Origin of the sequence: Guptibacillus hwajinpoensis, assembly GCF_020524165.1 — a bacterium.
GTDB classification, from domain to species: Bacteria; Bacillota; Bacilli; order Bacillales; family Guptibacillaceae; genus Guptibacillus; species Guptibacillus hwajinpoensis_D.
Map to the genome: position 1 here is coordinate 156,566 of NZ_JAIVKU010000001.1, position 23,477 is coordinate 180,042.

At 43.9% G+C, this 23,477-nt stretch carries 31 protein-coding genes; 22 read left to right on the forward strand and 9 right to left on the reverse strand.

From position 1 onward, the window contains the following. Positions 1-3 precede the first annotated feature (3 nt). The 3 genes from LC090_RS00765 (at position 4) to fumC (ending at position 4,119) form a co-directional block, all read left to right on the forward strand. Positions 4-558, forward strand: coding sequence for a DUF1850 domain-containing protein (locus LC090_RS00765; protein ID WP_226654333.1), 555 nt, complete (start codon positions 4-6; stop codon positions 556-558). 40 nt (positions 559-598) lie between these two features. Beyond that, entirely contained in the window at positions 599-2,548 is a 1,950-nt protein-coding gene (locus tag LC090_RS00770; protein WP_226654671.1) for a TRAP transporter permease, read from the forward strand. A gap of 182 nt (positions 2,549-2,730) precedes the next feature. Continuing rightward, entirely contained in the window at positions 2,731-4,119 is a 1,389-nt protein-coding gene (gene fumC, locus LC090_RS00775) for a class II fumarate hydratase (protein WP_226654335.1), read from the forward strand. Between the two features lie 58 nt (positions 4,120-4,177). Here the strand turns inward: fumC and LC090_RS00780 are convergent, their stop codons facing one another. Beyond that, on the reverse strand, positions 4,178-4,369 hold the full coding sequence (locus LC090_RS00780; RefSeq protein ID WP_098445502.1) for a hypothetical protein: 192 nt from the start codon (positions 4,367-4,369) through the stop codon (positions 4,178-4,180). A 247-nt stretch (positions 4,370-4,616) separates the two neighbouring features. On the opposite strand from LC090_RS00780, the gene LC090_RS00785 reads away from it, so the two are divergent. Both LC090_RS00785 and LC090_RS00790 read left to right on the forward strand, forming a co-directional pair. Beyond that, on the forward strand, positions 4,617-5,609 hold the full coding sequence (locus tag LC090_RS00785) for a sigma-70 family RNA polymerase sigma factor (protein ID WP_226654337.1): 993 nt from the start codon (positions 4,617-4,619) through the stop codon (positions 5,607-5,609). Continuing rightward, positions 5,602-6,588, forward strand: a complete 987-nt coding sequence (locus LC090_RS00790) for a C45 family autoproteolytic acyltransferase/hydolase (RefSeq protein WP_226654339.1) — start codon at positions 5,602-5,604, stop codon at positions 6,586-6,588. The genes LC090_RS00785 and LC090_RS00790 overlap by 8 nt, the downstream gene beginning before the upstream one ends. A gap of 110 nt (positions 6,589-6,698) precedes the next feature. On the opposite strand, the gene LC090_RS00795 is transcribed toward LC090_RS00790, so the two are convergent. Beyond that, complete coding sequence (locus LC090_RS00795; RefSeq protein WP_224591010.1) at positions 6,699-7,046, reverse strand: general stress protein; 348 nt, start codon at positions 7,044-7,046, stop codon at positions 6,699-6,701. A gap of 196 nt (positions 7,047-7,242) precedes the next feature. Here LC090_RS00795 and LC090_RS00800 point away from each other — a divergent pair, with 196 nt between their 5' ends. Then, the gene (locus LC090_RS00800; RefSeq protein WP_226654341.1) at positions 7,243-7,623 is read left to right on the forward strand and encodes a DUF1499 domain-containing protein; all 381 of its coding nucleotides are present in this window, start codon (positions 7,243-7,245) and stop codon (positions 7,621-7,623) included. Positions 7,624-7,656: 33 nt separating this feature from the next. Here the strand turns inward: LC090_RS00800 and LC090_RS00805 are convergent, their stop codons facing one another. Continuing rightward, a complete protein-coding gene (locus LC090_RS00805) occupies positions 7,657-8,481 on the reverse strand; it encodes a TerC family protein (RefSeq protein ID WP_226654343.1) in 825 nt (274 codons plus the stop codon). A gap of 152 nt (positions 8,482-8,633) precedes the next feature. On the opposite strand from LC090_RS00805, the gene LC090_RS00810 reads away from it, so the two are divergent. Further along, positions 8,634-9,155 (forward strand): type 1 glutamine amidotransferase domain-containing protein, encoded by a 522-nt coding sequence (locus tag LC090_RS00810; RefSeq protein ID WP_226654345.1) that lies wholly within the window; start codon positions 8,634-8,636, stop codon positions 9,153-9,155. Between the two features lie 45 nt (positions 9,156-9,200). Here the strand turns inward: LC090_RS00810 and LC090_RS00815 are convergent, their stop codons facing one another. Further along, a complete protein-coding gene (locus LC090_RS00815) occupies positions 9,201-9,749 on the reverse strand; it encodes a beta-class carbonic anhydrase (protein ID WP_226654347.1) in 549 nt (182 codons plus the stop codon). A gap of 91 nt (positions 9,750-9,840) precedes the next feature. Here LC090_RS00815 and LC090_RS00820 point away from each other — a divergent pair, with 91 nt between their 5' ends. Next, positions 9,841-10,131, forward strand: a complete 291-nt coding sequence (locus LC090_RS00820; protein ID WP_226654349.1) for a DUF5327 family protein — start codon at positions 9,841-9,843, stop codon at positions 10,129-10,131. Positions 10,132-10,169: 38 nt separating this feature from the next. Here the strand turns inward: LC090_RS00820 and LC090_RS00825 are convergent, their stop codons facing one another. Both LC090_RS00825 and LC090_RS00830 read right to left on the reverse strand, forming a co-directional pair. Continuing rightward, the gene (locus LC090_RS00825) at positions 10,170-10,682 is read right to left on the reverse strand and encodes a GNAT family N-acetyltransferase (RefSeq protein WP_226654351.1); all 513 of its coding nucleotides are present in this window, start codon (positions 10,680-10,682) and stop codon (positions 10,170-10,172) included. Between the two features lie 162 nt (positions 10,683-10,844). Further along, complete coding sequence (locus LC090_RS00830) at positions 10,845-12,302, reverse strand: aldehyde dehydrogenase family protein (RefSeq protein ID WP_226654354.1); 1,458 nt, start codon at positions 12,300-12,302, stop codon at positions 10,845-10,847. Positions 12,303-12,448: 146 nt separating this feature from the next. On the opposite strand from LC090_RS00830, the gene LC090_RS00835 reads away from it, so the two are divergent. After that, a complete protein-coding gene (locus LC090_RS00835; protein WP_226654356.1) occupies positions 12,449-12,718 on the forward strand; it encodes a hypothetical protein in 270 nt (89 codons plus the stop codon). On the opposite strand, the gene LC090_RS00840 is transcribed toward LC090_RS00835, so the two are convergent. The 3 genes from LC090_RS00840 to pxpB are packed head-to-tail and all read right to left on the reverse strand — an operon-like array spanning position 12,715 to position 15,121. Beyond that, positions 12,715-13,638, reverse strand: coding sequence for a biotin-dependent carboxyltransferase family protein (locus LC090_RS00840; protein ID WP_226654358.1), 924 nt, complete (start codon positions 13,636-13,638; stop codon positions 12,715-12,717). The genes LC090_RS00835 and LC090_RS00840 overlap by 4 nt on opposite strands. Beyond that, positions 13,635-14,402, reverse strand: coding sequence for a LamB/YcsF family protein (locus tag LC090_RS00845; protein ID WP_226654360.1), 768 nt, complete (start codon positions 14,400-14,402; stop codon positions 13,635-13,637). The genes LC090_RS00840 and LC090_RS00845 overlap by 4 nt, the downstream gene beginning before the upstream one ends. Then, positions 14,399-15,121 carry a 5-oxoprolinase subunit PxpB gene (gene pxpB / locus LC090_RS00850; RefSeq protein WP_226654362.1) on the reverse strand — a complete coding sequence of 241 codons (723 nt, stop codon included), beginning with the start codon at positions 15,119-15,121 and terminating at the stop codon, positions 14,399-14,401. Before pxpB ends, LC090_RS00845 begins: the two co-directional genes overlap by 4 nt. A 188-nt stretch (positions 15,122-15,309) precedes the next feature. Here pxpB and fliW point away from each other — a divergent pair, with 188 nt between their 5' ends. The 13 genes from fliW to LC090_RS00915 all read left to right on the forward strand — a co-directional run bounded on the left by fliW (position 15,310) and on the right by LC090_RS00915 (position 23,461). Beyond that, on the forward strand, positions 15,310-15,759 hold the full coding sequence (fliW, locus tag LC090_RS00855) for a flagellar assembly protein FliW (protein WP_226654364.1): 450 nt from the start codon (positions 15,310-15,312) through the stop codon (positions 15,757-15,759). Beyond that, positions 15,760-15,993: a carbon storage regulator CsrA gene (gene csrA, locus LC090_RS00860; protein WP_226654366.1), complete on the forward strand. Its 234-nt coding sequence runs from the start codon at positions 15,760-15,762 to the stop codon at positions 15,991-15,993. It begins immediately after the preceding gene. A gap of 10 nt (positions 15,994-16,003) precedes the next feature. Continuing rightward, positions 16,004-16,399 (forward strand): VOC family protein, encoded by a 396-nt coding sequence (locus LC090_RS00865; RefSeq protein ID WP_226654369.1) that lies wholly within the window; start codon positions 16,004-16,006, stop codon positions 16,397-16,399. A gap of 212 nt (positions 16,400-16,611) precedes the next feature. Continuing rightward, positions 16,612-17,787, forward strand: coding sequence for a flagellin (locus LC090_RS00870; protein ID WP_226654673.1), 1,176 nt, complete (start codon positions 16,612-16,614; stop codon positions 17,785-17,787). A gap of 75 nt (positions 17,788-17,862) precedes the next feature. Next, complete coding sequence (flaG, locus tag LC090_RS00875; protein ID WP_226654371.1) at positions 17,863-18,201, forward strand: flagellar protein FlaG; 339 nt, start codon at positions 17,863-17,865, stop codon at positions 18,199-18,201. Positions 18,202-18,309: 108 nt separating this feature from the next. Next, positions 18,310-19,782, forward strand: coding sequence for a flagellar filament capping protein FliD (fliD, locus tag LC090_RS00880; RefSeq protein WP_226654373.1), 1,473 nt, complete (start codon positions 18,310-18,312; stop codon positions 19,780-19,782). A gap of 1 nt (position 19,783) precedes the next feature. Continuing rightward, positions 19,784-20,161, forward strand: coding sequence for a hypothetical protein (locus tag LC090_RS00885; RefSeq protein ID WP_226654375.1), 378 nt, complete (start codon positions 19,784-19,786; stop codon positions 20,159-20,161). 11 nt (positions 20,162-20,172) lie between these two features. Further along, positions 20,173-20,547, forward strand: a complete 375-nt coding sequence (fliS, locus tag LC090_RS00890; protein WP_226654377.1) for a flagellar export chaperone FliS — start codon at positions 20,173-20,175, stop codon at positions 20,545-20,547. Positions 20,548-20,570: 23 nt separating this feature from the next. Further along, on the forward strand, positions 20,571-21,386 hold the full coding sequence (motA, locus tag LC090_RS00895) for a flagellar motor stator protein MotA (protein WP_226654380.1): 816 nt from the start codon (positions 20,571-20,573) through the stop codon (positions 21,384-21,386). Then, the gene (gene motB, locus LC090_RS00900; RefSeq protein ID WP_226654675.1) at positions 21,376-22,155 is read left to right on the forward strand and encodes a flagellar motor protein MotB; all 780 of its coding nucleotides are present in this window, start codon (positions 21,376-21,378) and stop codon (positions 22,153-22,155) included. Before motA ends, motB begins: the two co-directional genes overlap by 11 nt. A 16-nt stretch (positions 22,156-22,171) precedes the next feature. Continuing rightward, positions 22,172-22,603: a flagellar basal body-associated FliL family protein gene (locus LC090_RS00905; RefSeq protein ID WP_226654382.1), complete on the forward strand. Its 432-nt coding sequence runs from the start codon at positions 22,172-22,174 to the stop codon at positions 22,601-22,603. A 112-nt stretch (positions 22,604-22,715) separates the two neighbouring features. Next, entirely contained in the window at positions 22,716-22,976 is a 261-nt protein-coding gene (flgM, locus tag LC090_RS00910; protein ID WP_194218296.1) for a flagellar biosynthesis anti-sigma factor FlgM, read from the forward strand. Positions 22,977-22,990: 14 nt separating this feature from the next. Next, positions 22,991-23,461, forward strand: coding sequence for a flagellar protein FlgN (locus LC090_RS00915; protein WP_226654384.1), 471 nt, complete (start codon positions 22,991-22,993; stop codon positions 23,459-23,461). Positions 23,462-23,477: the final 16 nt, after the last annotated feature.

Sequence of the window (23,477 nt, forward strand, 5' to 3'; positions counted from 1 at the left end):
CAGGTGAAAAGCCTGCGTCTTCTTACGATGAAACCTTCTGATTCAACAAAACAATTTCTGTATCAAACGTCGATTGCCCTTATCCTTATTTTAATCGTTTTTCTTTATCCGTTTTTTCCTGTCGTGGCATTAGAAAAAGGAGGATCCGGAAAGGTACTTGCCTATGTGCCATTTGAGGATGACCCTGCGAACTTTGATATTCGCTATACGCACTCTGTTCACAAAACGCCCGTTCAGGAATCCTATTATGTATCGGAGTCAGGTGAAATTGTGCAATATGAGCTTGCTTATGAGAATTTCGCAATCGGTATGCCTTCTAATGCAGATGCAGGAGAGCGCTTTGTGCAGGATAAGGATGGATATAAAATCAAGGACATGAACCGAAAATTTCCGTTTATTGACCTTAGGACCGGACAGGTTGTTGCAAACCACGTACTCCTTGTGCAAGATAAAGAAATTGAATTAAGTCGGATTATTGAACCGGGATCATGGCTTCATCTTGAATCAGAAAACATTAGTTTATGGCAGTGGATGAAAGGAGTGAACGTACTTGAGTGAGAAAGATCAGCCTCCGAAAACAAAGCAAGACAAAGATCAGATGACAGACGAACAAACGCAGGAACTAATGGCGAAATTCGATCCTGAAGCAGGACATCGAAGGCTGACAGGAATAATTGGATGGATCGCTCTTGCAGGGCTCGTTGGATTCTCTATTTTCCAGCTGTACACCGCGATATTTGGTGTTTTTACAGCCCAGCTGCAGCGCTCCATTCATTTAGCATTTGCGCTGGGCCTCATATTTCTTTTATTCCCTGCTTCGAAAAAGAAGCTGCAGAATAAAACGAAAGGCAAATTTCAAGTCGCCTGGTACGACGGACTCCTGGCGATGATTGGTGTATATGTCGGGATGTACTGGCCGCTCAACTTTGATGAGCTTGTATTTAGAGTGGGCCGGTTAACTACCCTCGATTTAATTGTTGGTCTTCTGGCAATATTGCTTGTACTAGAAGCGACTCGTCGCGTTGTAGGCTTACCGATTACTGTGATTACATCGATCTTTTTGCTTTATGCCTACCTTGGTCCATATATGCCGGGCTTCTTACAGCACCGTGGGTTAAGCATTGATCGGATTATTCGCTCGATGTATTACACGACAGAAGGGATTCTTGGTACGCCGCTCGGGGTGTCTTCCACCTTCATTTTCCTCTTCCTTCTCTTCGGAGCCTTTCTCGTTAAAACAGGGGTTGGACAGTATTTCAATGACCTTGCTCTTGTGATTGCAGGGAAGCGCGTTGGTGGTCCTGCAAAAGTCGCCATCTTCTCAAGTGCGCTTCAGGGAACGATTAGCGGAAGTTCCGTTGCGAACGTTGTCACGTCAGGATCTTTTACAATTCCAATGATGAAGCGGCTCGGCTATCGAAAAGAGTTCGCTGGTGGCGTTGAAGCGGCAGCTTCAACAGGTGGCCAGCTCATGCCACCAATTATGGGGGCAGCGGCGTTCCTCATGGTTGAATTTATTGGGGGCATCACCTACTGGGAAATTGCGAAAGCGGCTGCGATTCCAGCCGTGCTCTATTTTACAGGAATCTGGATCATGACTCATTTTGAAGCAAAGCGAATTGGATTACGCGGACTAACGGAAGATGAAATGCCAAACCGAAAAGCTGTACTCGCTCGGATTTATCTCCTATTTCCAATTGTCGCCGTTATCTTCTTCTTAATGTCTGGAACATCGGTTACGCGTGCTGCGCTTTATGCGATTTTATCAGCAATCGTCGTTGGTGCGATAAACAAAGAAACGCGCATGGGCATTCGTGATTTTATTGATGCGCTTGCGAACGGTGCGCGCACGGCGCTTGGCGTTGCAGCAGCAACGGCTGCAGCGGGGATGATTGTAGGGGTTGTAACCCTAACAGGTCTTGGGTTAAAGCTTGCAAATAGTCTCGTTTCTCTTTCAGGAGAAAATTTGCTGCTCACGCTCTTCTTTACAATGATTGCTTCGCTGATTCTCGGAATGGGATCGCCGACAACTGCCAACTACGTAATCACTTCAACGATCGCGGCGCCGGCGCTAATCGTACTATCTGTGCCTGAACTTTCAGCGCACATGTTTGTGTTCTATTTCGGAATTGTGGCGGATATTACCCCGCCAGTTGCGCTCGCTGCATTTGCGGCAGCAGGTGTGTCAGGAGGTGAGCCTCTTAAAACCGGGGTGCAATCCGCCAAACTCGCGATTGCCGCGTTTATCATTCCTTACATTTTTGTGCTCTCACCAGAGCTTATGATGATCGATACAACGTGGCAAAGTCTTCTTTGGGTGCTGTTTACGTCCTTGACGGGCATGATTAGCATTGGCGCAGGTATGATCGGATACTGGTACCGTCGCACCTATTTAGTGGAACGAATTGCAGCAGTAGCGGCAGGTGTGATGCTCATTTATCCAGAGGGGTCAACGGATCTATTTGGACTTGGGCTGTTTATCGCATTACTTGCGCTACAGTTTATCATTAAGCAAGACGATCAGAAAAAAGAAGTTGCGAATGCTTAAAAAACCGCTCCTACGTGAGCGGTTTTTTTATATGAAAATGCAACGATCTCCTGATTCCCGCTAGAAGGAGAGTGTGTTATGATGAAAGCGTCGTCATAAATAGAATTTTAACGAAGAGAGAGGACTTCTCTTCTTTTTATCGAAGTGGAACCTGTTAGCTTATACTCTGAAGGAGGATCACAATGGATTATCGAATTGAACGAGACACAATTGGAGAAATCAAAGTACCAGCAGATAAAATGTGGGGTGCTCAGACGCAGCGAAGCAAGCAGAACTTTAAAATCGGCAATGAGCAAATGCCGCTTGAAGTCGTGAAGGCTTTTGCGATTTTGAAAAAGAGCGCAGCCCTAGCGAACCAGCGTCTTGGTAAGCTTGAAGATGTAAAAGCGGAAGCCATTGTGAAAGCGGCGGATGAAGTGATTAACGGGGATCATAATGAACACTTCCCACTTGTCGTATGGCAGACAGGTAGCGGCACGCAGTCCAACATGAACATGAATGAAGTACTCGCTTTTCGTGCGAATGAACTTTTACAAGAACAGGGAAGGGAAGAGCGCATTCATCCAAACGATGACGTGAATAAATCTCAGTCATCCAATGATACATTCCCGACAGCCTTGCATGTTGCGGCCGTTCTTTCTGTTGAAGATCATCTGTATCCTGCTCTAATTGAGCTTAAGGAAACCCTTTATCAAAAAATGCAAGACAATGAACATATCATTAAAATCGGACGTACGCATCTTCAGGATGCAACGCCACTAACGCTCGGTCAAGAAATTAGCGGCTGGCATCGCATGCTTGTGAAGTGTGAGAATATGCTCCTTGAAAGTGTGAAATACATGAAGGAGCTTGCGATTGGAGGAACAGCGGTAGGAACGGGGCTAAATGCTCACCCGAAGTTCGGAGACATGGTAGCGGAAGAAATTAGCAAAATGACAGACAAGACGTTCGCATCTGCTCAAAATAAATTTCATGCGCTCACAAGCCATGATGAGATTGTTCACGTACACGGTACGTTAAAAGCACTTGCGGCTGATCTAATGAAAATTGCAAATGACGTGCGTTGGCTTGCGAGTGGTCCGCGCTGTGGCATTGGTGAACTAACGATTCCTGCGAATGAGCCGGGAAGCTCGATTATGCCAGGTAAAGTTAATCCTACGCAGAGCGAGGCGCTTACGATGGTAGCTGCGCAAGTGATGGGGAATGACGCAACAATTGGTTTTTCAGCGAGTCAAGGGAACTTTGAGCTTAACGTCTTTAAACCAGTTATTATTTATAACTTCCTTCAGTCTTCTCGCTTGCTTGCAGACGGAATGAAGTCCTTTAACGATAACTGTGCAGTTGGTATTGAGCCGAATGAAGAAGTGATTCAAGACTACTTGAAAAACTCCCTAATGCTTGTCACAGCATTGAACCCGCATATCGGTTACGAAAACGCGGCGAAAATTGCGAAAAAAGCGCATGAAGATGGGACAACGCTTCGCGAATCTGCTCTTGAGAGCGGTCTTCTAACCGCCGAGCAGTTCGATGAGATCGTTCGTCCAGAAGATATGATTGCACCAAAAGAATAAGGCAAAAAGCGGGATCCTAGAGATCCCGCTTTTCGTTTCTTTCAGGAGCGGAAAGCGTTTACACTTTCCGGGGTAAGATGGCCATGATGCCTTTGTAGATCAAGACAAGTGCAAATAGCAGCGCTGCTAAAAAGCCAACAACTTCGAAGACCGGATTAAGACTCTCGAGGAATGAATCTGCTTCAGACAGACGAAGTAATGCAAACCCAGCAATCATAGCGGCTACGAAAAGCAATGTTCGATCCAACATATCAGCACTCCCTTTGAAAGAAATATTTTTATTGCCCTACAAATATATGCGCCTGGAGACGAGCGGAGAACTAGTTTTTGTGTGCCATTTATGTTGTTTTTTATTGCACTTTTTTTGGGGTCTGACTCCTCTCTGACCCCCTTCACATACAATTGTCCGCTTACCATGGAAAGATTTTCACCAAGTTGACGGAATGGACGGATGAGATACGTCTATTTAAGTGAAAGCTCTAGTGAGGTGAGATAGGTTGAAGCAATCGACTTTAGAATGGCAAACAGAAGAAGGCTTTCGAGAGGTAATTAACTGCTATTCGAACGCTCTCTATGCGGTTTCCTATAGCGTTCTTGGGGACTACCACCTTGCCCAAGATGTGGCGCAGGAAGCATTTATAAAAGCCTACGTAAAGCGGCACACACTTGAAGATCCAGAGAAGGTAGGGAGCTGGTTAACGAGTATAGCGCGAAATTTGAGCTTAGATTTAAAAAGAAAGCGAAAGCGAATGGTGCAGGTGATGGAGCGTTCCTTTCACGAAAAGACGCTTCAGCTGTTTGAAAAGAAAGAAAGTGAAACAAGCGAACTTGTTTGGCTAGCGCTGTATGAATTGAAGGAAGAAATTCGAACTTCTGTTGTTCTTCACTACATGGGCGGCTATTCCATGAACGAAATTGCTTCCATGTTAGCCTGTTCCACCTCTGCAGTAGAAAGTCGGATCCGAAGGGCTAGAGCAAAGTTAAAAAAGGAGATGAATGAGATGGTTGAGAAAAATTTGAAGGAACAAAACGTTGGGGAAGAATTTGAGCGGAAAGTATTCAAAGAACTTCGTCTTCGCAGTGCTTTATTCGATCAAGTTGAGTTAACGAACGCGAATTTCATGAATTCGAACTTAGCGCAGTCCATCTTTTCTGATGCCTACATGGTTGAAGCAACGTTTAAGAACATGAACATGAGTGGGATTTCGTTCCGAGATATTGATCTGAGTGATCTTAAGATTGAGGATGCGCAAATGGGTGGTGCGGTTTTTCGAAACATTGGATTGCCCCCTGAAGATCATTTAGCAGCGGGGCGTAGAGAGGAGCATATGCCACTTCTTTTTGATAAATGTGACCTTCATGGAAGTACACTGACTAATTGTAACCTTAAAGGTGTGAAAATCGAGAAGTCAGAAGTAGAAGGTATGACGATTGACGGGATTTCTGTGGAAGAAATGTTAAAGGTCTATAAGGAGAAAAAGAGTGAGTGAGCTTAGGGTATCGATTGAGTCTTATCGAGGGCGTTCCGTTGAGATCGGTGAAGGCGTGGGTTCTCATGAACAAATGAAGGTCGTGCAGAAACGATCTGAGCATTTTGTTCAGCCAATTCATATCGAGGAAGCCCGCACTGTCTATGAACGCTTTGCTCCACATCTATTAGATGAAATCGAAGGGATAAGTAAGGCATTAGCGATTTCACCAAATAACGCGCTCTCTCTTTTTAGTGGATATGATTTACCTAAACTCGAAGGATTAGGCTGTACAGCCGTCATGACCAATGAAGGATATGTGAGGAATTATGATTTTGGGCCTGACTATTACGATGGACGATTCATGTTAAGACAGCCAACCGAATGCTATGCAACGTGTGGTCATAGTTTATTTGGAATTGGTTTACATGATGGGATGAATGAATATGGACTTACAGTAGGTCTCCATTTTGTATCAACGCGCTTTCATCAAAAAGGACTAATGGCTGGAATCATTGTCAGAATCGTACTCGACACATGTCAAACGGTTGAAGAAGCCATGTCGTTATTAGAAGATTTGCCCCACGCTGACGAGTATAATTACTCCTTAACAGATGCTTCAGGTCGATCGGCCATTGTTGAAATTGGCCCCTTAAGTAGCGAGGTGAAACGTAGCGAAACACTGTATTGCACCAATCATTTTCAGAAGTCTAGCACACCGCAAGCAACGGAAAACTCGCTTCAAAGGCTAACCTATTTAGAAAACCATCCCGTCATTGAGCTAGAGAATTGGTTTGATGAATTTAAAAATCCTAATTCTCTCCTATTTTTTGCTGACTATGACAACCTGTTTGGCACGCTTCATACTGTCATGACGAAGCCGAAGGAACGCCTATTCAAAACCGCTATAGCAGGAAGCGACGAGGTCATTGCGGTCGATTTCGAGGATTGGCTTAATGGCGGCACAGTAAACAATCGTTACGTTAGTGCAGCACTTTAAAGCAGCGGGGGTCAGGTACGTACCTGACCCCCGCTGCTTTACTGCATAAAAAAGCCGTGGATCTCAACAGCAGATCCACGGCTCTTTCTCAATCACTCACTCATTCTTTCTTACTTCCAATTCGTCACTTTATCTGTATCCGTTACAAACATGAAAATCTTGCCTTTGTCCATTTCTTCTTCGTAACGTTCTGATTCTTCTTTAGAGAAACCGATTTCCTGCATTTTGCTGCGCAGTTCGTCGCCTTTTTTACTAAAAACGTTCTTCAAGCTGCTAAGTCCCATTTCTTTTTTGCCAATTGTGTTTGCATCAACGCCGTCTGCAACGCGCTCTGTGCGGTCGTCATCATGGGAAAGTACGTAGATGTCATCTTTTGAGACGCCGATATTGCTTAGCTCCTCGATATCACTTTTTAGTTTCTCATCGTTTTGATATTCACGTACAACTGGTCTACTCACAATATTGCCTCCTTCAAAGATTAAAATCCTGTTTTTTTGATCACAGAAGTACTATTCACGCTTTCTTAACGTTCTAAACGAGAAATTTGCACATCAATGTGCTGCTTTTTTCACACATTGTAAGGCATAATAAGTTCAAATGGTGACGTGAGAGGGTATAGAAAGAATAGAAACATGATAACAGGAGGCGATCGATGTGAGTTCAGAACAATTAGGTGTGAAAGAAGGGAAGCTTGCTCCCTGCCCAGATAAACCAAACTGCGTATTGAGTCAAAGTAATGACGAAAAGCACGGCATGGATCCGATCCCGTACAAAGGTACGGCTGACGAAGCTCTCGCTAAATTAAAAACAATCTTAACGAGTCGAAAACGAACAGAAATTGTAGAAGAGGGATCGCACTACCTACGAGCGGAGGAAAAATCAAAGCTGTTTAAATTTGTTGATGATATTGAATTTTACATTGATACTGCGAGCGAAATGGTGCATTTTCGATCCGCTTCTCGTACAGGCTATTCGGATATGGGCGTTAATAAAAAACGGATGAATGAAATCAAAGAAGAGTTTCAGAAAGCATAAACAACAGGTGCCTTGATTGGCACCTGTTGTTCGTTATGAAAAATCATTCGCTTCATCATTTTCCTCTTCAAGGGTATCATCGTTCTCGTCTTCTCGTTCCGTTTCCTTTCGTTCTGAAGATAAAAACCAGCCGCCAAGGGCAATGGCGACAAGGACGCCCCAGAACGTAATTTTCCACGCAGGTTCTTTCGGGAAATCTTCTGCAAGGATACCGAGGTTTGGATGCGCAAGGGTGTAAATGGCAAGCTTCACCCCAACCCAACCAACGATAACGAATGCAGCTGTTTCTAGACCAGGCTTACGATGGAGAAGCTTTACAAAATAATTAGCAGCAAAGCGCATGATGATTAGCCCAACAATTCCTCCAGTTAGGATGACAAGGAACTGTCCGCCATCCATTCCACCGATTTTCGGTAACGTTGTATTCGGAAGCGTTAGCGCTAACGCAACGGCCGCTAAAATTGAATCCACCGCAAAAGCAATGTCAGCAAGCTCGACTTTTAAAACAGTTGTCCAAAAGCCAGCTCCCTGTTTCGGCTCTTTTTCCTTTTTGGTTTCTTTACGATCGCTTAGGAAAAACTTTTTCACAAGATGATTTAAACTGAGAAATAACAGGTAAATGGCACCAATCGCCTGCACCTGCCAAATGTCGACGAGAAAGGAAATGATGAAGAGAGATCCGAAGCGAAAAACAAAGGCTCCACCAAGTCCATAAAACAAAGCCTTTTTACGCTTTTGTGGATCAAGGTGCTTGACCATAATGGCCATGACGAGAGCGTTATCTGCAGCTAGTACCCCTTCAAGACCGATTAAAACAAGAAGCACCCAACCATATTCCAGTAAAAGACCAACATCCATGGTTATCTCTCCTTTACCTTCTCATTAGTATTCCCAGAAGGCCAAGACCATACTAGAAAATACATGCATCAAAAGGGAGATCTATCCTCTAACATGTTCTTCGTTTTGAATTAGACGAAAAATGGTATAAGGTAAGAAGTGGAGGTGGAAGTATGCGTTTAGAAAATAAGAAAGTGATTAGTCTCGTTCATCATGAATTTGAAGATCTCGAGCTCACATACCCTTATTATCGCTTAATGGAAGAAGGCGCAACCGTTCATTACGTTGGGGAGAAAGCAGGAGAGAAATATGTTGGGAAATACGGCGTACCCGTCGTTTCCGACTATGCATATGAAGACATTAACCCTGCTGATTACGATGCGATTCTCGTTCCTGGTGGATGGGCACCTGATAAAATTCGCCGTTTCCCTGAAGTGTTAAAAATGGTACAGCACATGGAAGAAAATAAGAAACCAATCGGTCAGATTTGCCATGCAGGCTGGGTGTTGATTTCTGCAAAGGTACTAGAAGGAAAGAAAGTAACGAGCACACCAGGAATCCGTGATGACATGGAAAATGCAGGTGCAACGTGGATTGATGAGCCAGTTGTTGTTGACGGACATCTCGTATCTGCCCGTCGTCCGCCGGATCTTCCGCAGTACGGAAAAGCTTTTGCTGATGTGTTAGCGAAATAGCCTTTAAACAAAGCGCGCTCCTCGATGAGGAGCGCGCTTTTACTATTATTCTGTTACTTGATCTAATTTTCCAGTCGCTGGATCAATCACAAGCCCATGAACGGGAAGGTCTTTTGGAAGAAGCGGATGATTTTGGATCATCGAAACGCTATCGCGTACGCCATCTTGAACAGTTGTGAATCCCTGGAGCCAAGAATGAAGATCGATTCCAACGTGTTTCATGGAAGCAACCACTTCTTTTGTGACGCTATCTTCGATTTTATGAAGAAGTTCATCCGGATTGACTTTTCCCATGCCGCAATCGTGGTGTCCAATAACCCAGACTTCTTCAGCTTGAAGTTCATACACCGCTACGACGATACTGCGCATAATACTTCCGAACGGGTGACTGACAACAGCACCGGCGTTTTTAACAATTTTTACATCGCCATTCTTTAAATTCATTGCGCGTGGTAGAAGTTCTACTAGACGTGTATCCATGCAGGAAAGAATGACGATTTTTTTATCTGGAAGGCCAGTGGTTTCAAAAGGAACATACTCCTTGTTCTTAACAAATTCCTCATTAAATTTCAGAGCTTCTTGAAGAGTATCCATTGTTTAATCTCCTTCTCATTTAATTTTTTCATTTGGTTTGTAGTTTGGTACACTAGGGACAAAAGATCCTTCACTAAAGGAGTTAACTGAAATGAAAGATATCCCGATTGATCAGCTGATTCAGCAAATGAATGCACGAATGAAGCAGCTTACGTATAATGTTGAAGAAAATGATGCTGACGTTGAAGGCATTCGCGAAGAGCTTATTGCGATTAAAACATACTGCGACATGCTACTTCAGGCAGGAAGCAGTCGATCAAAGCCCGTAGCGCAATCAGCTAGGCCACTTCAACAACAGGGGGCCGCGCCCGTTCAACAATCCCTGTCTTCTAAACCGATGAAAGACGATGATGCGAACGAAGATTCAATCTTTGATTTTTAAGCAGGAGCCGCTAATGAGCGGCTTTTCGTATGTCGTTTTTACACTCCGAATGCTTTCGGATAAACAACTTCTCCGCTAATGTTTTTCAGCGCGTCCTTTTTTAGTTCTTTCACCATGAACGCATCTCCTGCATCAAATGGTCCAGTAAGGTTTTGTTCAGAAGCGGGGACGAAACCGAATCGCGGGTAATATTCTTTGTGTCCAAGCACGACAACGTGACGGTAACCGAGCGAAGTCGCCCTCATCAGACCTTCTTGAATGAGCATGCTCCCAATTCCCTCTCGCTGTAATTCAGGAACAACTGCTACAGGGGCCAGCGCAAGAGACGTGAGGCTCCCTTTTTCTGTAGAAATGGTGATCTCACTAAGAAGAATGTAACCGACTGGATCGCGTCGATTATGTAGCGCAACAAGAGAGAGCTCAGGAACAAAGTACGTAGACGCTCGAATCTCACTGACGAGCTTAACCTCATCTTCTCCACCAAACGCTTTTTGTAAAATGGTTGAGATTTCCTCATGATCCTGTACCTTCTCTTCACGAACTTCAATCATGTTTCCATCTCCTTCTCTCTATCTATTTTTTCAAAAATGAAAATAAAAAGCAACAAAATAGCCATTTAAGTATTTTCCTACTATTTCCCGGGTAACCAATTTTTATTTAGTGAAGGTAGGTCATTAAAAAAGCCCCCGAACGAATCGAGGGCTTTTAACTACTTATTGGAAAAATGGATACTGACGACGTTCTTGTTGAACGGAAATCCATTTTACGGTTGTAAATTTATCGAGTGCCCATTCGCCACCGAAACGGCCAAGTCCTGACTCTTTTTCGCCACCGAAGGCCATGTGTGCCTCATCATTTACAGGCTGGTCGTTAATGTGGACCATTCCTGTTTCAATTTGCTGAGCTACCTGTACTCCCCGGTTTAAGTCGCGAGAGTGAACGGAGCCACTAAGGCCATACGGAGATCCATTTGCGATTTCAATTGCTTCGTCTACTGTGCTAAATTTAATGATTGGTGCGACAGCTCCGAAAATTTCATCTTTCGCAATTGGCATATCGTTGGTGACATTCGTTAGAATGACCGGATGCATCACGTTTCCTTCCACTTCGCCACCAAGAATTTTCTCAGCACCTTGTTCAAGAGAAGCGTTAAGTGATTCTTGAATACGTTCAACGGCATCTTTGTTGATCAGAGGACCAACGGCTGTTTTCGCGTCAGACGGATCACCAGCTTGCAGAGAAGCCACTTTTTCTTTAAATGCTTCAACAAATTTGTCATGAATGCTTTCGTGCACGATAATGCGGTTGATCGCCATACAAATTTGACCCTGATGCAAGAATTTACCGAACGCTGCTGATTCAGCTGCCTGATCAATATCCGCATCATCAAGAACGATAAACACGTTGTTACCGCCGAGCTCTAGTGCCGTTTCTTTAATGTTCTTACCTGCAAGCTCACCGATATGTTGGCCAACTTCGGTTGAACCTGTGAAGGAAATCAACTTCGGAATTGGGTGAGTAACGAACGCATCGCCAATTTCAGAACCACGTCCTGCTACGACATTTAATACGCCTTTCGGAAGTCCTGCTTCTTCAAATAGTTCAGCAATTAGGAACCCTGCTGTTACAGGCGTTTCAGATGCTGGTTTTAGGACCACCGTGTTACCAGTTGCGATGGCTGGAGCTACTGAACGCATGGAAAGGTGAAGTGGAAAGTTCCACGGTCCGATGACGCCAATGACGCCTTTTGCGCTTTTATATATGCGGTTTTCTTTACCTGGCGTATCTGAAGGCGCGATTTGTCCCTTCATGCGATATGGGAATGATGCAGACTCTTTCACAACGCGAGTGGCTGCTGCCCATTCAACATTTGCTTTGATTTTTGTACTGCCAGATTCTTTTACTAGCCAGTCAACGATTTCTTCTTTTCGTTCTGTCATGAGTGCCGCTACTTTATCAAGAATTTGCTGGCGCTTGCCCGGTGTTGTCTGCGCCCATGATTTTTGTGCTTCTTTTGCTGTTTTATAAGCTTTATCTAGATCTTCTTCAGATGCTGAATTTAATGTAAAAATTTCCTCACCGGAAAATGGATTATAATTTGTTACAGTTTTGTCACTAGAACCCTTAACCCATTCACCGTTAATGTATTGCTTTGTATATGTGTTAGCCATGAGTCATCCTCCTTTAGTGTACGTTAGAGAAGGTTCCCGAATGCTTAAAGGATTAAACATACTAGCATACAAGAATGTTTTTCCAACATAAAAAAGGCGTGAAGGGACAAATTGATAGTAATCCCTAAAGAAAGGAGGGAGACAGAATGCCGGAACCAATCCCGTTTTTTAATCAAGAGGAAGAGATGAAAAATGCACATACGTATAACGTTTATGTGAATGACGATTATGTGGGCAATAAAATTTTGTTCTCTCAGTGTGAAAAGATTGAAGATCTGAGCGACTATTTAAATAGTAAAGGTTTTTACAATTTCCAGGCAGAAGCCGAAGGAGATCACTACCACCTGCAGCTGACCGAACAGGATCAGGGGGAGGTAGTGAAGGATGAACTTCACAGCTACCTCCGATTGCATTAGCGGGTGAATCGCTCCCAAATCCGAAGCTTTTGTTCTTCCTGCTTTGCCGCCTCTTGTGCTTCTTCCACAGATACTTCACTAAAGCGGATCTTACCGCCGGGAGGAAGCTGGGCAACGAGTGGCAAATCTGGACCGATGACCGTTCCAATCCGCGTGTAGCCACCTGTCGTTTGCCGATCCGCGAGCAAAATGATCGGCTGACCGTTCCCAGGTAGCTGGATGCCGCCAAGCGGAACCCCGTCTGAAATAACGTTTGCTTCATGATTTGTTTCAAGATCTGATTGTAGGCGATAGCCCATCCGGTTTGATTGCGGTGACACTTCATGAGTCATAGCGAAAAAGTCCGAAACGGCCTTATCTGAAATTTGCTCATGATGAGGTCCTTTTACAACGCGAACTTCAACATCACGATCATAATCAGGAATCTCGGTGAAAAAGAGCCCGGTTCCTGCTTTTTGTTTTCTAGGCTCACCAACCAGCTCATCGCCTTTTTCAAGTCGACGCCCAAGACCTGCTGGTTCATATACCGAGCGGCTGCCCATATAGGATTGCGCATGAAAACCACCTGAAACGGTAAGATAAGCGCGAACGCCAAGGCGTGGTTGGCCAAATTCAAGCACCTGTCCTTTTTTTATCAGCACCGACTTCCAGAGCGGAATACGCCTTCCATTAATCATTGGAGACAAATCGCCTCCCGTTACAGCGATCACAAAGGTTTCTTCTGCGAGTAGTTCTGGCCCCTGCATCGTGACCTCAAGACCTGCCGCCCCTCGTTCATTGCCAACTAGAATATTACCAACCTGAAGAGCGAAGCGGTCAAGCGCTCCAGATGCCGGTACACCATATTTCAAATACCCGACACGTCCCAAATCCTGATATGTTGTATATAATCCTGGCTTTTCGACTGAAAATAACTTCACCGGTTTCCGACCCTTTCCATCTCAATGTTTTCTTCATCAAATCGTTTCCGAAGCGCTTTAATAAACGCAAGCGCCGACGATTCATCGCCGTGCACACAAACCGTATCCGCTTCAATCGCAATGATCGAACCATCCACAGCCGTTACCGTTCCTTCTTTCACCATTTGAATCACTTGTTCAATCGCCGCTTGCTCATCACGAATCATCGCATGTTTTTCTACCCGTGGCGTAAGTGATCCGTCAGGTTGATACGTTCTGTCGGCAAACACTTCTGAAGCATAAGGAAGTGCAGCGTCTTGCGCAGCACGAATGAGCTCTGAATTTGCCAGTCCAAATAGAATCAGCTCTGAATCAAAATCCTTCACGGCTTGCGCAATCGCGTTCGCAAGCTCAGGATCCTTCGAAGCCATATTGTAAAGCGCCCCATGTGGTTTCACGTGCTGTAGTGGCACTTCATGAGCCCTGCAGAACCCGTGCAGTGCTCCGATTTGATAAAGAACAAGCGAGTAGGCATCTTCTGGTGTAATGTTCATATTTCGTCGCCCAAACCCGACTAAGTCCGGGAAGCCTGGATGCGCGCCAATACCGACGTGATGCTCCTTCGCCCATTCAACTGTTTTATTCATAATGTGCGGATCACCGGCATGATAGCCACACGCCACATTTGCTGACGACACGAGCTCAAGCACCTGCTCATCCTGTCCAACGACATAGGTACCGAAGCTTTCGCCGAGATCACTGTTTAAGTCAATGCGAAACGTCATTCAGATTCCTCCTTGCGTTCCAGTTTGTACGTACCGTTTTCAATTTCACGCTGAATCTGTTTGTATTCGTCTTCTGAAATAGCTTTGAACTGTAAATAATCGCCCTGCTCAAACAGAAACGGCTCTTCTTTTTCAGCATCAAAAAGCTTAAGCGGCGTGCGGCCGATGATATGCCAGCCTCCGGGTGAATCGAGCGGGTAGATCCCAGTTTGACTTTCGGCGATGCCGACCGATCCAGCCGGAACAGACTGTCTTGGATTTTCAAGGCGCGGCATCGCAATGCGTTCATCTAAGCCGCTTAAGTAAGGAAAGCCTGGTAAAAAGCCGATCATGTTGATGAGGTAGCTGCCGCTTGTATGTAGGTTGATCACGTCTTTAGTGGAAAGATTATTAGCAGCTGCGAGATTTTCAAGATCCGGTCCGTCATCCCCGCCATAATGTGTTGGAATGGTCACCATTTTCGATTCGTCGCGATTCACGTCAAGTTCAACTACCATATTTAGAAGGAAGTCAGCGAGCTGTTGATACGAAAGCTTCCACGGATCATAGTAAATGGCCACAGAATCATAGGCAGGCACCCATTCGGTTATGCCGATGATTTCTTTCGAGCGAAGCTTTCTACAAAATGCCTGGATTTTATCCGTCAATGCCGGCGATACGTCTTCTTGAAAACAGCACTTCAAAGCTGCTTCGCCGAGCGGATGAAAGGTGAGGTTCATAATGGATTCTCCTTTCGTAAACGTAATGTATTTTGATAAAGATAAAGCTTCGACAAGATTCTTCTTTTTAAGCGGTCGTCTGCCACTTTAAGTTTACCGAAATTTCAAAAAGACAACAAATTATCCATGGAAAAAAGCGCTTTAGGCCTTATAATGAAGGTACACACTGATCAACAAAGGAGATCGCTATGAAATTACATACTGCACGCTTTGGAGAAATGGATGTTACCGAAGAACGTCTCGTCACGTTTGAAAGTGGCATCCCTGGCCTTGAGCACTTTACAACTTACTGTCTATTACCCGCCGACGACAAAGATGAGTCTCCTTTTTACTTTTTACAATCAACAGAAGAAAGCGGTCTTTGCTTTTTCCTCGCAGATCCGTTTTCCTTTTACCCAAATTATGAAGTAAACCTTGACGACAGCACGCTTGCCCAGCTAAACCTAACGGATCCAGCACATGCGCTCGTGCTATCCATTCTTACAGTCCAGGGCTCATTAAAAGAAGCGACGATGAATTTAAAAGCACCCCTTATTTTTAACACCGAAGAACGCACTGGAAAACAACTTGTCCTAAAACAGGAGTATGGCATCAAAGAACCTCTATTGAAGCAAGTGAACACAGAGGAGGCGGAGTAAATGCTCGTACTTGGACGTAAAAAAGGCGAATCGATTGTCATTAATGATGAAATTGAACTTAAGATTATAAGCATCGACGGAGATACGGTGAAGCTTGGTGTAGAAGCACCAAAGAACATCGCCATTCACCGAAAAGAAGTATATGAAGCCATTCAGTCAGAGAATAAGCTTGCCGCGATGCAGGAGTTTAGCTTGGAGGATTTAAAGGAGTTCAGGAGAAAAACAAGTTCATAGGAGGGGCTTCATGAGTTTCTTTGAAGGTGTTTATCAAGTGAACATTCGTGTACGGAATATCAAGAATGCAGTGAAATGGTATGAAGAGATGCTCGGTCTTCATGTGACAAAAGACTACGGAGGTACAGTGGTGCTCGGCGTTGGAGAAGGGCAGACGGCGATTTGCTTAATTGAGTTGAAGGCAGGCGAAGAGCTTCCTTCAGCTGATGCGAGCGGATCTTATCCGGTGCTTCATTTAGCAGAGAAGCATGCGGCGAAGTTTAGGAATGAGCTGCGAAAGCGTGGCGTTTCGGTTGATGAAGAGGATGGAGTGGCTCATTTTAAGTTTTATGATCAGGATGGGAATGGGATTGAAGCTTATTTACCGGGGCTATATGAGAAGGAAGAATATGCACATTTAAGGTGATCAATTATTGGGAGGAACCGCGGTTTTATGGATGCGGTTCTTTTTTATTTATGAAGGGGAGGCAGGGAATAAAAAGGAATCCAAGATTTTCTAAAAATTTTTCAGAAAACTGTTAAACATCCTAAAATGCCTGCCGATAATAGTGGTGTTAGGAAGTCCAAACGGATGTGGATTTTCTTGATAAAACCAATTACATGGAGGTAGATTTAGGAATGATTATTAATCACAATATCGCGGCTTTGAACACTTACAGTCAGATGGGTGCGAACTCAGCAAATGCATCAAAAAACATGGAGAAATTATCTTCAGGTCTTCGTATTAACAGAGCGGGAGACGATGCAGCAGGTCTTTCGATTTCTGAGAAAATGCGTGGACAGATTCGTGGTCTAGAACAAGCTAGTCGTAACTCTCAAGATGGTATATCTCTTATCCAAACTGCTGAAGGCGCATTAAATGAAACACATTCTATTCTTCAAAGAATGAGAGAATTAGCGGTACAATCTGGAAACGATACTAACACTGATACTGATCGTACTGAACTTCAAAAAGAGTTGAATCAGCTTGAAGAAGAAATTGATAGAATTGCTAATGATACAGAATTTAACAACAAAAAACTAATTAATGGAGATCTTAGTGGAGTTACCAATAAAATGGGGTCTGTTAGTTTTGATAATCAGGGCGACGCAAGCTTGTTTTCAAGTGTAACAGCAACGACTGCTTCTGTTGCGGGAACACCAGGAACTGAAGCCAATGAAACAATTAATGTGAAAATTACTGATTACGATGCAGCAAATGACGAATATACAATGACTTGGACTACTCAAAGTGGAGAAACTGGAACTATTGGAAATATTGCCTCAACTGGTGGGGCACAAAAAATAGTTACTACCACAGGTGGAGGAGATTATTCACTAACTATAGGTGCTTTAACAACTGATAGTTTAGGAAAAGAGGCTACATTTACTTCAAGAGAATCGGTTGAAGAATTTGCTGATAATACCCTCTCTTTCCATGTAGGAGCAAATTCATCTCAAACTATTAAAGTTGGTATTAATAAAATGGATTCTTCTGCGTTAAATGTAAATGGACTCGACATTTCTTCCGCGGAATCCGCGGAGGCTTCAATTACAGCTGTTAATAAAGCTATTGAATCTGTTTCTTCGCAACGTTCAGAACTTGGGGCATACCAAAACCGACTTGAGCACACAATCAACAATCTTGGGACTTCATCACAAAACCTTACAGCCGCTGAATCACGTATCCGCGACGTTGACATGGCAAAGGAAATGATGGAGTTCACAAAGAACAATATTCTTAACCAGGCTTCTCAAGCAATGCTAAGCCAAGCCAACCAACAGCCACAAGCTGTACTACAACTTCTTCGTTAATTTACTTACAAGGTGGTCTTCAACTGAAGGCCACTTTTTTTAACAACAAATGAATAAGGAATTGGAGAATGACTGATGGAACTAAGGGACGTTTCAACCACACCTATTGGACCAACGAAGTTAACTCAAATAACTAATACTGAACTGTATAAGAAGACCGAAAAGCATAAGGTAGAAGAAAAAGTTTTATCAAAAGAAACCGTCGAGAACCACATCAAAACTCTCAATACCTATCTGGAACCATCTCAGACCTCACTCAAATTCCAACTCCACGAAAAACTAAACGAATACTACGTCCAGATCATTGATACGCAAACTGACGAAGTAATTAAAGAAGTTCCTTCAAAAAAGTTCCTTGATCGCTACGCAGCAACGGCTGAGCTTCTCGGCTTTATGGTCGATCAGAAAATTTAAGTGTTCGAACTCTCGATTGAGGGTTCTTTTTTAGGTCTTTTTACACCTTAAACAATCACCTAACCCTGCCGATAGTATCAATAGAAGGTATGAACGGAGGAGATGGTCATGAGAATTTCCGGGTTAGCGACGGGGATGGATACGGATCAGATGGTAAAGGATCTTATGATGGCGGAGCGCATGCCGCTCGATAAATTGTCTCAAAAGAAACAAACGATCGAATGGCAAAAGGAATCGTATCGTGAGTTGAATACGATGATGTCGGATATGCGAAGTACGGCTTCCGCGATGCGGTTGCAGTCTGGCTATAATGCTTATAAAACGGTCTCTTCTAATACTGGTGCCGTTACAGCGAAAACGACATCTGTTTCTGTTCCAGGTTCTTATTCGGTTACGGTTAACGAACTCGCACAAAGTGCCAAGTTCACATCGGGACAGGCCATTCAAAATGAAGCTGGTACGGCCGCAAAGGGAACAGATAAAGTACTTCAAACAGGTGAAGCAGATACGACGCTTCAGCTTACAAATAGCAAAGGGCAAACCGCTTCCATTACCATCACTGCATCAGACACATTTAAAAGTCTTGCAGAAAAAGTAGCAGGTGCCACAGACGGTACGACAGGTGAATCACTTGGCTTACGAGCAAGCTTCGATGACACGACCTCTCGGTTTTTCATTTCCTCAAAAGCAATGGGCGGAGATGAGACGTTCACACTTAGTGTTAGTGATCCAAACGTAGAAAATCGTATTCTCGGCGGTGCGGCCAACACAGCACAGGGGAAATATGGTTCAGTCACGTTTGATGGGATTGTTGTCGATAACTTAAAAACAAACACTACGACGATTAATAACCTAAAGCTCGATTTAGTTCAGAAAGGGACTTCCACCGTTTCGGTCCAGAGTGATGTTCAGGCTCCTTTTGACCTGATTAAGAATTTTGTTGAGAAATACAACGAGTTCATCGATAAAGCGCAGGGGATGCTGACTGAAAAGCGAAATCGCGATTTCCCGCCGCTCACAGATGCGCAAAGAGAAGATCTTACGGAGAAAGAAATTGAACTATGGGAAGAGAAGGCGAAAAGCGGGATGCTCCAAAGTGACGCGACGGTTCGGGGAATTGTGAGTGATCTTCGCAGTGCCTGGATGATGCCAGTTAGCGGAATTCCAGCAGGCGAGCTTAGCATGCTTTCGCAAGTTGGGATTAACACGGGGGCTTACCAGGATGGAGGAAAGCTCTTTATTGACGAAGCCAAGCTAAAGAGTGCTCTTGAGCAAAAGCCTGATCAGGTGATGAACTTGTTTACAAGCGGCACAGATGGGATTGGCGATCGGCTTTATGATTCTGTTAATAAAGGGATCGATCAGCTAGGAAAAAAAGCTGGTACGCCGGGAACGCTTGTTGATAGTAGCTTTCTGTCTACAAGATTAAAAGATATAGATGAACAGATGCAAAACTGGGAAGATAAGCTCGTTACGATAGAAGATCGGTATTGGAAACAATTTTCAGCGCTAGAAACTGCGATGAGTCAGCTCAATCAGCAAAGCGCCTGGGTACAACAAAACTTACTTGGTGGGATGTAAAATGAGAAGAATTGACGCTTTAAACCAGCTACACGTGGTGACAAATCAAATCGCGAAATCACTTGAGATCGTAAACCCTTCAATGGATGAGCAAGGGTCTGAACAGCTTGAAGGTATTAATCACATGATTACGCGACGTGAAGAGACGATTAAACTCTTAAATGAAGCGATGGAAAAGGAGGGAAAGAATTGGACGGAAGACGAGCAGGGTCTTCTTCAACAGTTGAACCTCCTTGAAGAAACCATTCAACCGAAACTTTCTGAGCTTTATGCCGCTTTTTCCGATCAGATGAGACGCCTGCAGAATGGCAAGGCAGCTGCAAGTAAATACAAGCAGGCCGCATATACGGACGGCGCCTTTTTCGATCAGCGTAAATAGGAGGGATTCTTATGGCTATGAAAAATCCATATCAAACGTATCAAACGAATGCGGTCGCAACGTCATCGCCTCAGGAATTAACGTTAATGCTTTATAACGGGTGTATCAAATTTATTCGCCTGTCCGCTATTGCGATGGAAAAAGGCGATATGGAAGCAAAGAACACGAATATCATTAAAGCGCAAAATATCCTTTATGAATTACGTTCATCATTAAATATGGAGATGGAGCTCTCCCAAACGATGGACGCGCTCTATGAGTATATGATTTCACAGTTAGTGACGGCGAATATTCAAAATGATACAAGCGTATTAAAAGAAGTTGAAAGCCTGGCAGAAGAGTTTCGAAATACGTGGAAACAAGCAATGGAACAGGCAAAGAAGTAAGTTAAACAAAGAGGGTGAAAGCAATGGAAAAAACATCTCTGTTCGGTGTGCTCCTCGGTTTTTTCGTCCTTGTAGGCGGATTAATCCTGAAGGGAGCGAATCCGGCTGCTCTATTAAATCCCGCTGCCCTCGTCATCATTTTTGTTGGGACAGCGGCGGCACTACTCATCGCGTTTCCGTTTAACGAGATTAAGAAATTCCCCACCTTATTAAAAATTATCTTTTCTAACCAAAAGCTCCTGACTGAAAAAGAGCTGATTCCGATGTTTCGTGAATGGGCGACGGTCGCTCGTCGTGAGGGACTCCTTTCCCTTGAGAATAATCTTGAAAACATTGATGATGATTTTCTAAAAGGTGGATTCCAAATGGTAATAGACGGCCATTCTCATGAAGCGATTGAAGAGATCCTGGTAGAAGATATTGAGGCCATGAAAGAACGCCATCGCATGGGAGCGGGGATTTTTACTCAGGCTGGAACGTATGCCCCAACCCTCGGTGTTCTCGGAGCGGTTGTTGGTCTCGTCGCAGCACTCAGTCACCTCGGTGATATGGAGCTGCTTGGAAAATCGATTGCAGCAGCGTTTATCGCGACGCTTTTTGGGATTTTCACAGGCTACGTTCTCTGGCATCCATTCGCGAATAAGCTGAAGCGAAAATCTAATGCTGAGGCTCGTATTAAAATGATCATGCTTGAAGGCCTTCTGGCCGTTCAGTCAGGCGCATCGCCTCGCATGGTAGAAGACAAGCTTCTCGTCTATCTCCCGAGTAAAGAACGTAACCTTGACGCTGAAAAGAAAACAAATCAATCAGAGGTAGAAGGAGTAGGCGCTGATGCGTAAGAAGAGACATGAAGAGCATGAGGATCACGTCGATGAGAGCTGGCTCATTCCATATGCCGATATGTTAACGCTTCTGCTTGCGCTTTTTATTGTTCTCTTTGCGGCAAGTACGGTTGATGCTAAAAAGTATGAAGCTATTACACAATCCTTTCAAGAAGTGCTAAGTGGTGGCACTGGGATTTTGGAAGGCGAACCTGCGATGCTCGATCCAGAAGATGGTTCATTTGTAGGAATGACAGATGAACCAGAAAAAGAGGAGCCAAAAGAGGATGAAGCGGAAGAAAAAGCGATCGAACAGGACCAAAACAAGCTTCAGAAATTACAGGCGCGAATTGATGAATACATCGCGGATGAAGATCTCGATTCTTATTTAAAAACAAAGCTAACAGAAGAGGGGCTTTTAATTACAATTAAAGAAGCGGCACTGTTCCAAAGTGGAAAAGCCGTGTTAACGGGGGACGCGAAAACACTGGGGAAAGAAATTTCATCCCTACTCGTTACAGATCCACCGCGTCGGATTACGGTTACCGGTCATACAGACGACCGTCCAATTAAAACATCGCAGTATCCATCGAATTGGCATTTAAGTTCTGAGCGCGCACTGAACTTCATGACAGAGCTATTGAATAACAAGAAGCTTGATCCAAAGCTATTTAGTTTTACAGGATATGGAGAATATCGCCCGATCGATTCAAACAAAACGGAAGAAGGCCGAGCAAAGAACCGAAGAGTTGAAGTGCTTATTCTTCCATACAACGTAGAAAATTAGAACAAGAGGTGACAGAATGAAGCGGATTCTAATTATCTTCCTAACCGCACTTGGTATTATCGGAGCTGGAGCTGCCGCTGCGGTGTTTTTTCTCGATATTGATCTGAAAAAAGTCGTGGCGCAGGAAGAGAAAGAACCAACAGCTGAAGAGCTTGCAGCAAGAAGCTTTAGCATGGAACCGTTGACGACGAATTTGTCATCAGAACATTTTGCGGTCGTTCAACTAAATTTACTAGCTGATAATGAAAAGAGTTATAAAGAACTTGAAGTTCGTAATCCTGAGTTGAAAGCGATCGTCATCTCAACATTAGCGGGTCTAACAAAAGAGGATTTGAAAGGATCTGAAGGTCTCAATAAGTTTGAAGAAACGATCAAAAATGAAGTGAATAAAGTTATGCATGATGGAAAAGTAGAACGTGTCCTCGTAACGGACTTTAAAATTCAGTAAGCGATTAACTTTTTTATAAAATTTTCCGATAATAACGGTACAATCCTCAAATTCGGGTACGAATAATAGAATAGGAGTAGTATGATAAACGATCGGAAAGAGGTGACCGGATATGAACGTCAATAAACCATCAGCACCACCCATTGTAAACCCTTACCAGAAGCATAATCCTGTTACGAAAGTTGAGCAGGTTAAAAAGGCTCCTCGAGAAGACGAGCTTCAAATTTCAAACAAAGCGAGAGAACTATACGACATGAAGACCGAACAAGAGCGCGAAGCGAAGGTAACGGCCATCAAAAAGCAGATTGAAGAAGGTACGTATCGTGTCGACAGTCAGAAAACAGCGGAAAAGCTGTTTGATCAGTGGTTTTAACAGGAGGCGGCACGATGGGACAGGAACTATTATCGGTTATGGGTGAAATGATTCTCCTTCATGAGAAATTAATCGTTCGATCAAAACAGAAACAGGAAGCCTTATTAGAACGAGACGTGAAGCGATTGACTGAAGTTATCAACAAAGAAAAAGATCTTCTGCAAGAACTGCGTGTTAGTGAAGAGAAACGGCAGCAGATAACAGAAAAGCTTGCAGGTCGAACAGACCAAACGCTTAAAGAAGTTCTAGGGATGTTAAGTCCACCTGTTAAACGAATGGTGGAAAATCGAGCTGCGGATTTAAAAGAAAAAGCGGTAAAACTTCAGCATATGAATGACTTAAATGAAGAGTTGTTAAGAGATGGAATGGCCTTTGTCCATCATATGATTGGTCATTTAACGACAACAAATCAATCGATCACTTACGGCAGGCCCAACCAGAAGCCATTGCAAACACCGCGAGGATATTTTGATACGAAAGCCTGAGTGATCAGGTTGAGAA

Bases quoted from the DNA above. Each gene is read 5' to 3' on its own strand.
- LC090_RS00770 (WP_226654671.1), top strand. From the start codon at position 599: ATGACAGACGAACAAACGCAGGAACTAATGGCGAAATTCGATCCTGAA.
- fumC (WP_226654335.1), top strand. From the start codon at position 2,731: ATGGATTATCGAATTGAACGAGACACAATTGGAGAAATCAAAGTACCA.
- LC090_RS00780 (WP_098445502.1), bottom strand. From the start codon at position 4,369: ATGTTGGATCGAACATTGCTTTTCGTAGCCGCTATGATTGCTGGGTTT.
- LC090_RS00805 (WP_226654343.1), bottom strand. From the start codon at position 8,481: ATGGATGTTGGTCTTTTACTGGAATATGGTTGGGTGCTTCTTGTTTTA.
- LC090_RS00810 (WP_226654345.1), top strand. From the start codon at position 8,634: ATGCGTTTAGAAAATAAGAAAGTGATTAGTCTCGTTCATCATGAATTT.
- LC090_RS00815 (WP_226654347.1), bottom strand. From the start codon at position 9,749: ATGGATACTCTTCAAGAAGCTCTGAAATTTAATGAGGAATTTGTTAAG.
- LC090_RS00820 (WP_226654349.1), top strand. From the start codon at position 9,841: ATGAAAGATATCCCGATTGATCAGCTGATTCAGCAAATGAATGCACGA.
- LC090_RS00825 (WP_226654351.1), bottom strand. From the start codon at position 10,682: ATGATTGAAGTTCGTGAAGAGAAGGTACAGGATCATGAGGAAATCTCA.
- LC090_RS00830 (WP_226654354.1), bottom strand. From the start codon at position 12,302: ATGGCTAACACATATACAAAGCAATACATTAACGGTGAATGGGTTAAG.
- LC090_RS00835 (WP_226654356.1), top strand. From the start codon at position 12,449: ATGCCGGAACCAATCCCGTTTTTTAATCAAGAGGAAGAGATGAAAAAT.
- LC090_RS00845 (WP_226654360.1), bottom strand. From the start codon at position 14,402: ATGACGTTTCGCATTGACTTAAACAGTGATCTCGGCGAAAGCTTCGGT.
- pxpB (WP_226654362.1), bottom strand. From the start codon at position 15,121: ATGAACCTCACCTTTCATCCGCTCGGCGAAGCAGCTTTGAAGTGCTGT.
- fliW (WP_226654364.1), top strand. From the start codon at position 15,310: ATGAAATTACATACTGCACGCTTTGGAGAAATGGATGTTACCGAAGAA.
- csrA (WP_226654366.1), top strand. From the start codon at position 15,760: ATGCTCGTACTTGGACGTAAAAAAGGCGAATCGATTGTCATTAATGAT.
- LC090_RS00865 (WP_226654369.1), top strand. From the start codon at position 16,004: ATGAGTTTCTTTGAAGGTGTTTATCAAGTGAACATTCGTGTACGGAAT.
- LC090_RS00870 (WP_226654673.1), top strand. From the start codon at position 16,612: ATGATTATTAATCACAATATCGCGGCTTTGAACACTTACAGTCAGATG.
- flaG (WP_226654371.1), top strand. From the start codon at position 17,863: ATGGAACTAAGGGACGTTTCAACCACACCTATTGGACCAACGAAGTTA.
- fliD (WP_226654373.1), top strand. From the start codon at position 18,310: ATGAGAATTTCCGGGTTAGCGACGGGGATGGATACGGATCAGATGGTA.
- LC090_RS00885 (WP_226654375.1), top strand. From the start codon at position 19,784: ATGAGAAGAATTGACGCTTTAAACCAGCTACACGTGGTGACAAATCAA.
- fliS (WP_226654377.1), top strand. From the start codon at position 20,173: ATGGCTATGAAAAATCCATATCAAACGTATCAAACGAATGCGGTCGCA.
- motA (WP_226654380.1), top strand. From the start codon at position 20,571: ATGGAAAAAACATCTCTGTTCGGTGTGCTCCTCGGTTTTTTCGTCCTT.
- LC090_RS00905 (WP_226654382.1), top strand. From the start codon at position 22,172: ATGAAGCGGATTCTAATTATCTTCCTAACCGCACTTGGTATTATCGGA.
- flgM (WP_194218296.1), top strand. From the start codon at position 22,716: ATGAACGTCAATAAACCATCAGCACCACCCATTGTAAACCCTTACCAG.
- LC090_RS00915 (WP_226654384.1), top strand. From the start codon at position 22,991: ATGGGACAGGAACTATTATCGGTTATGGGTGAAATGATTCTCCTTCAT.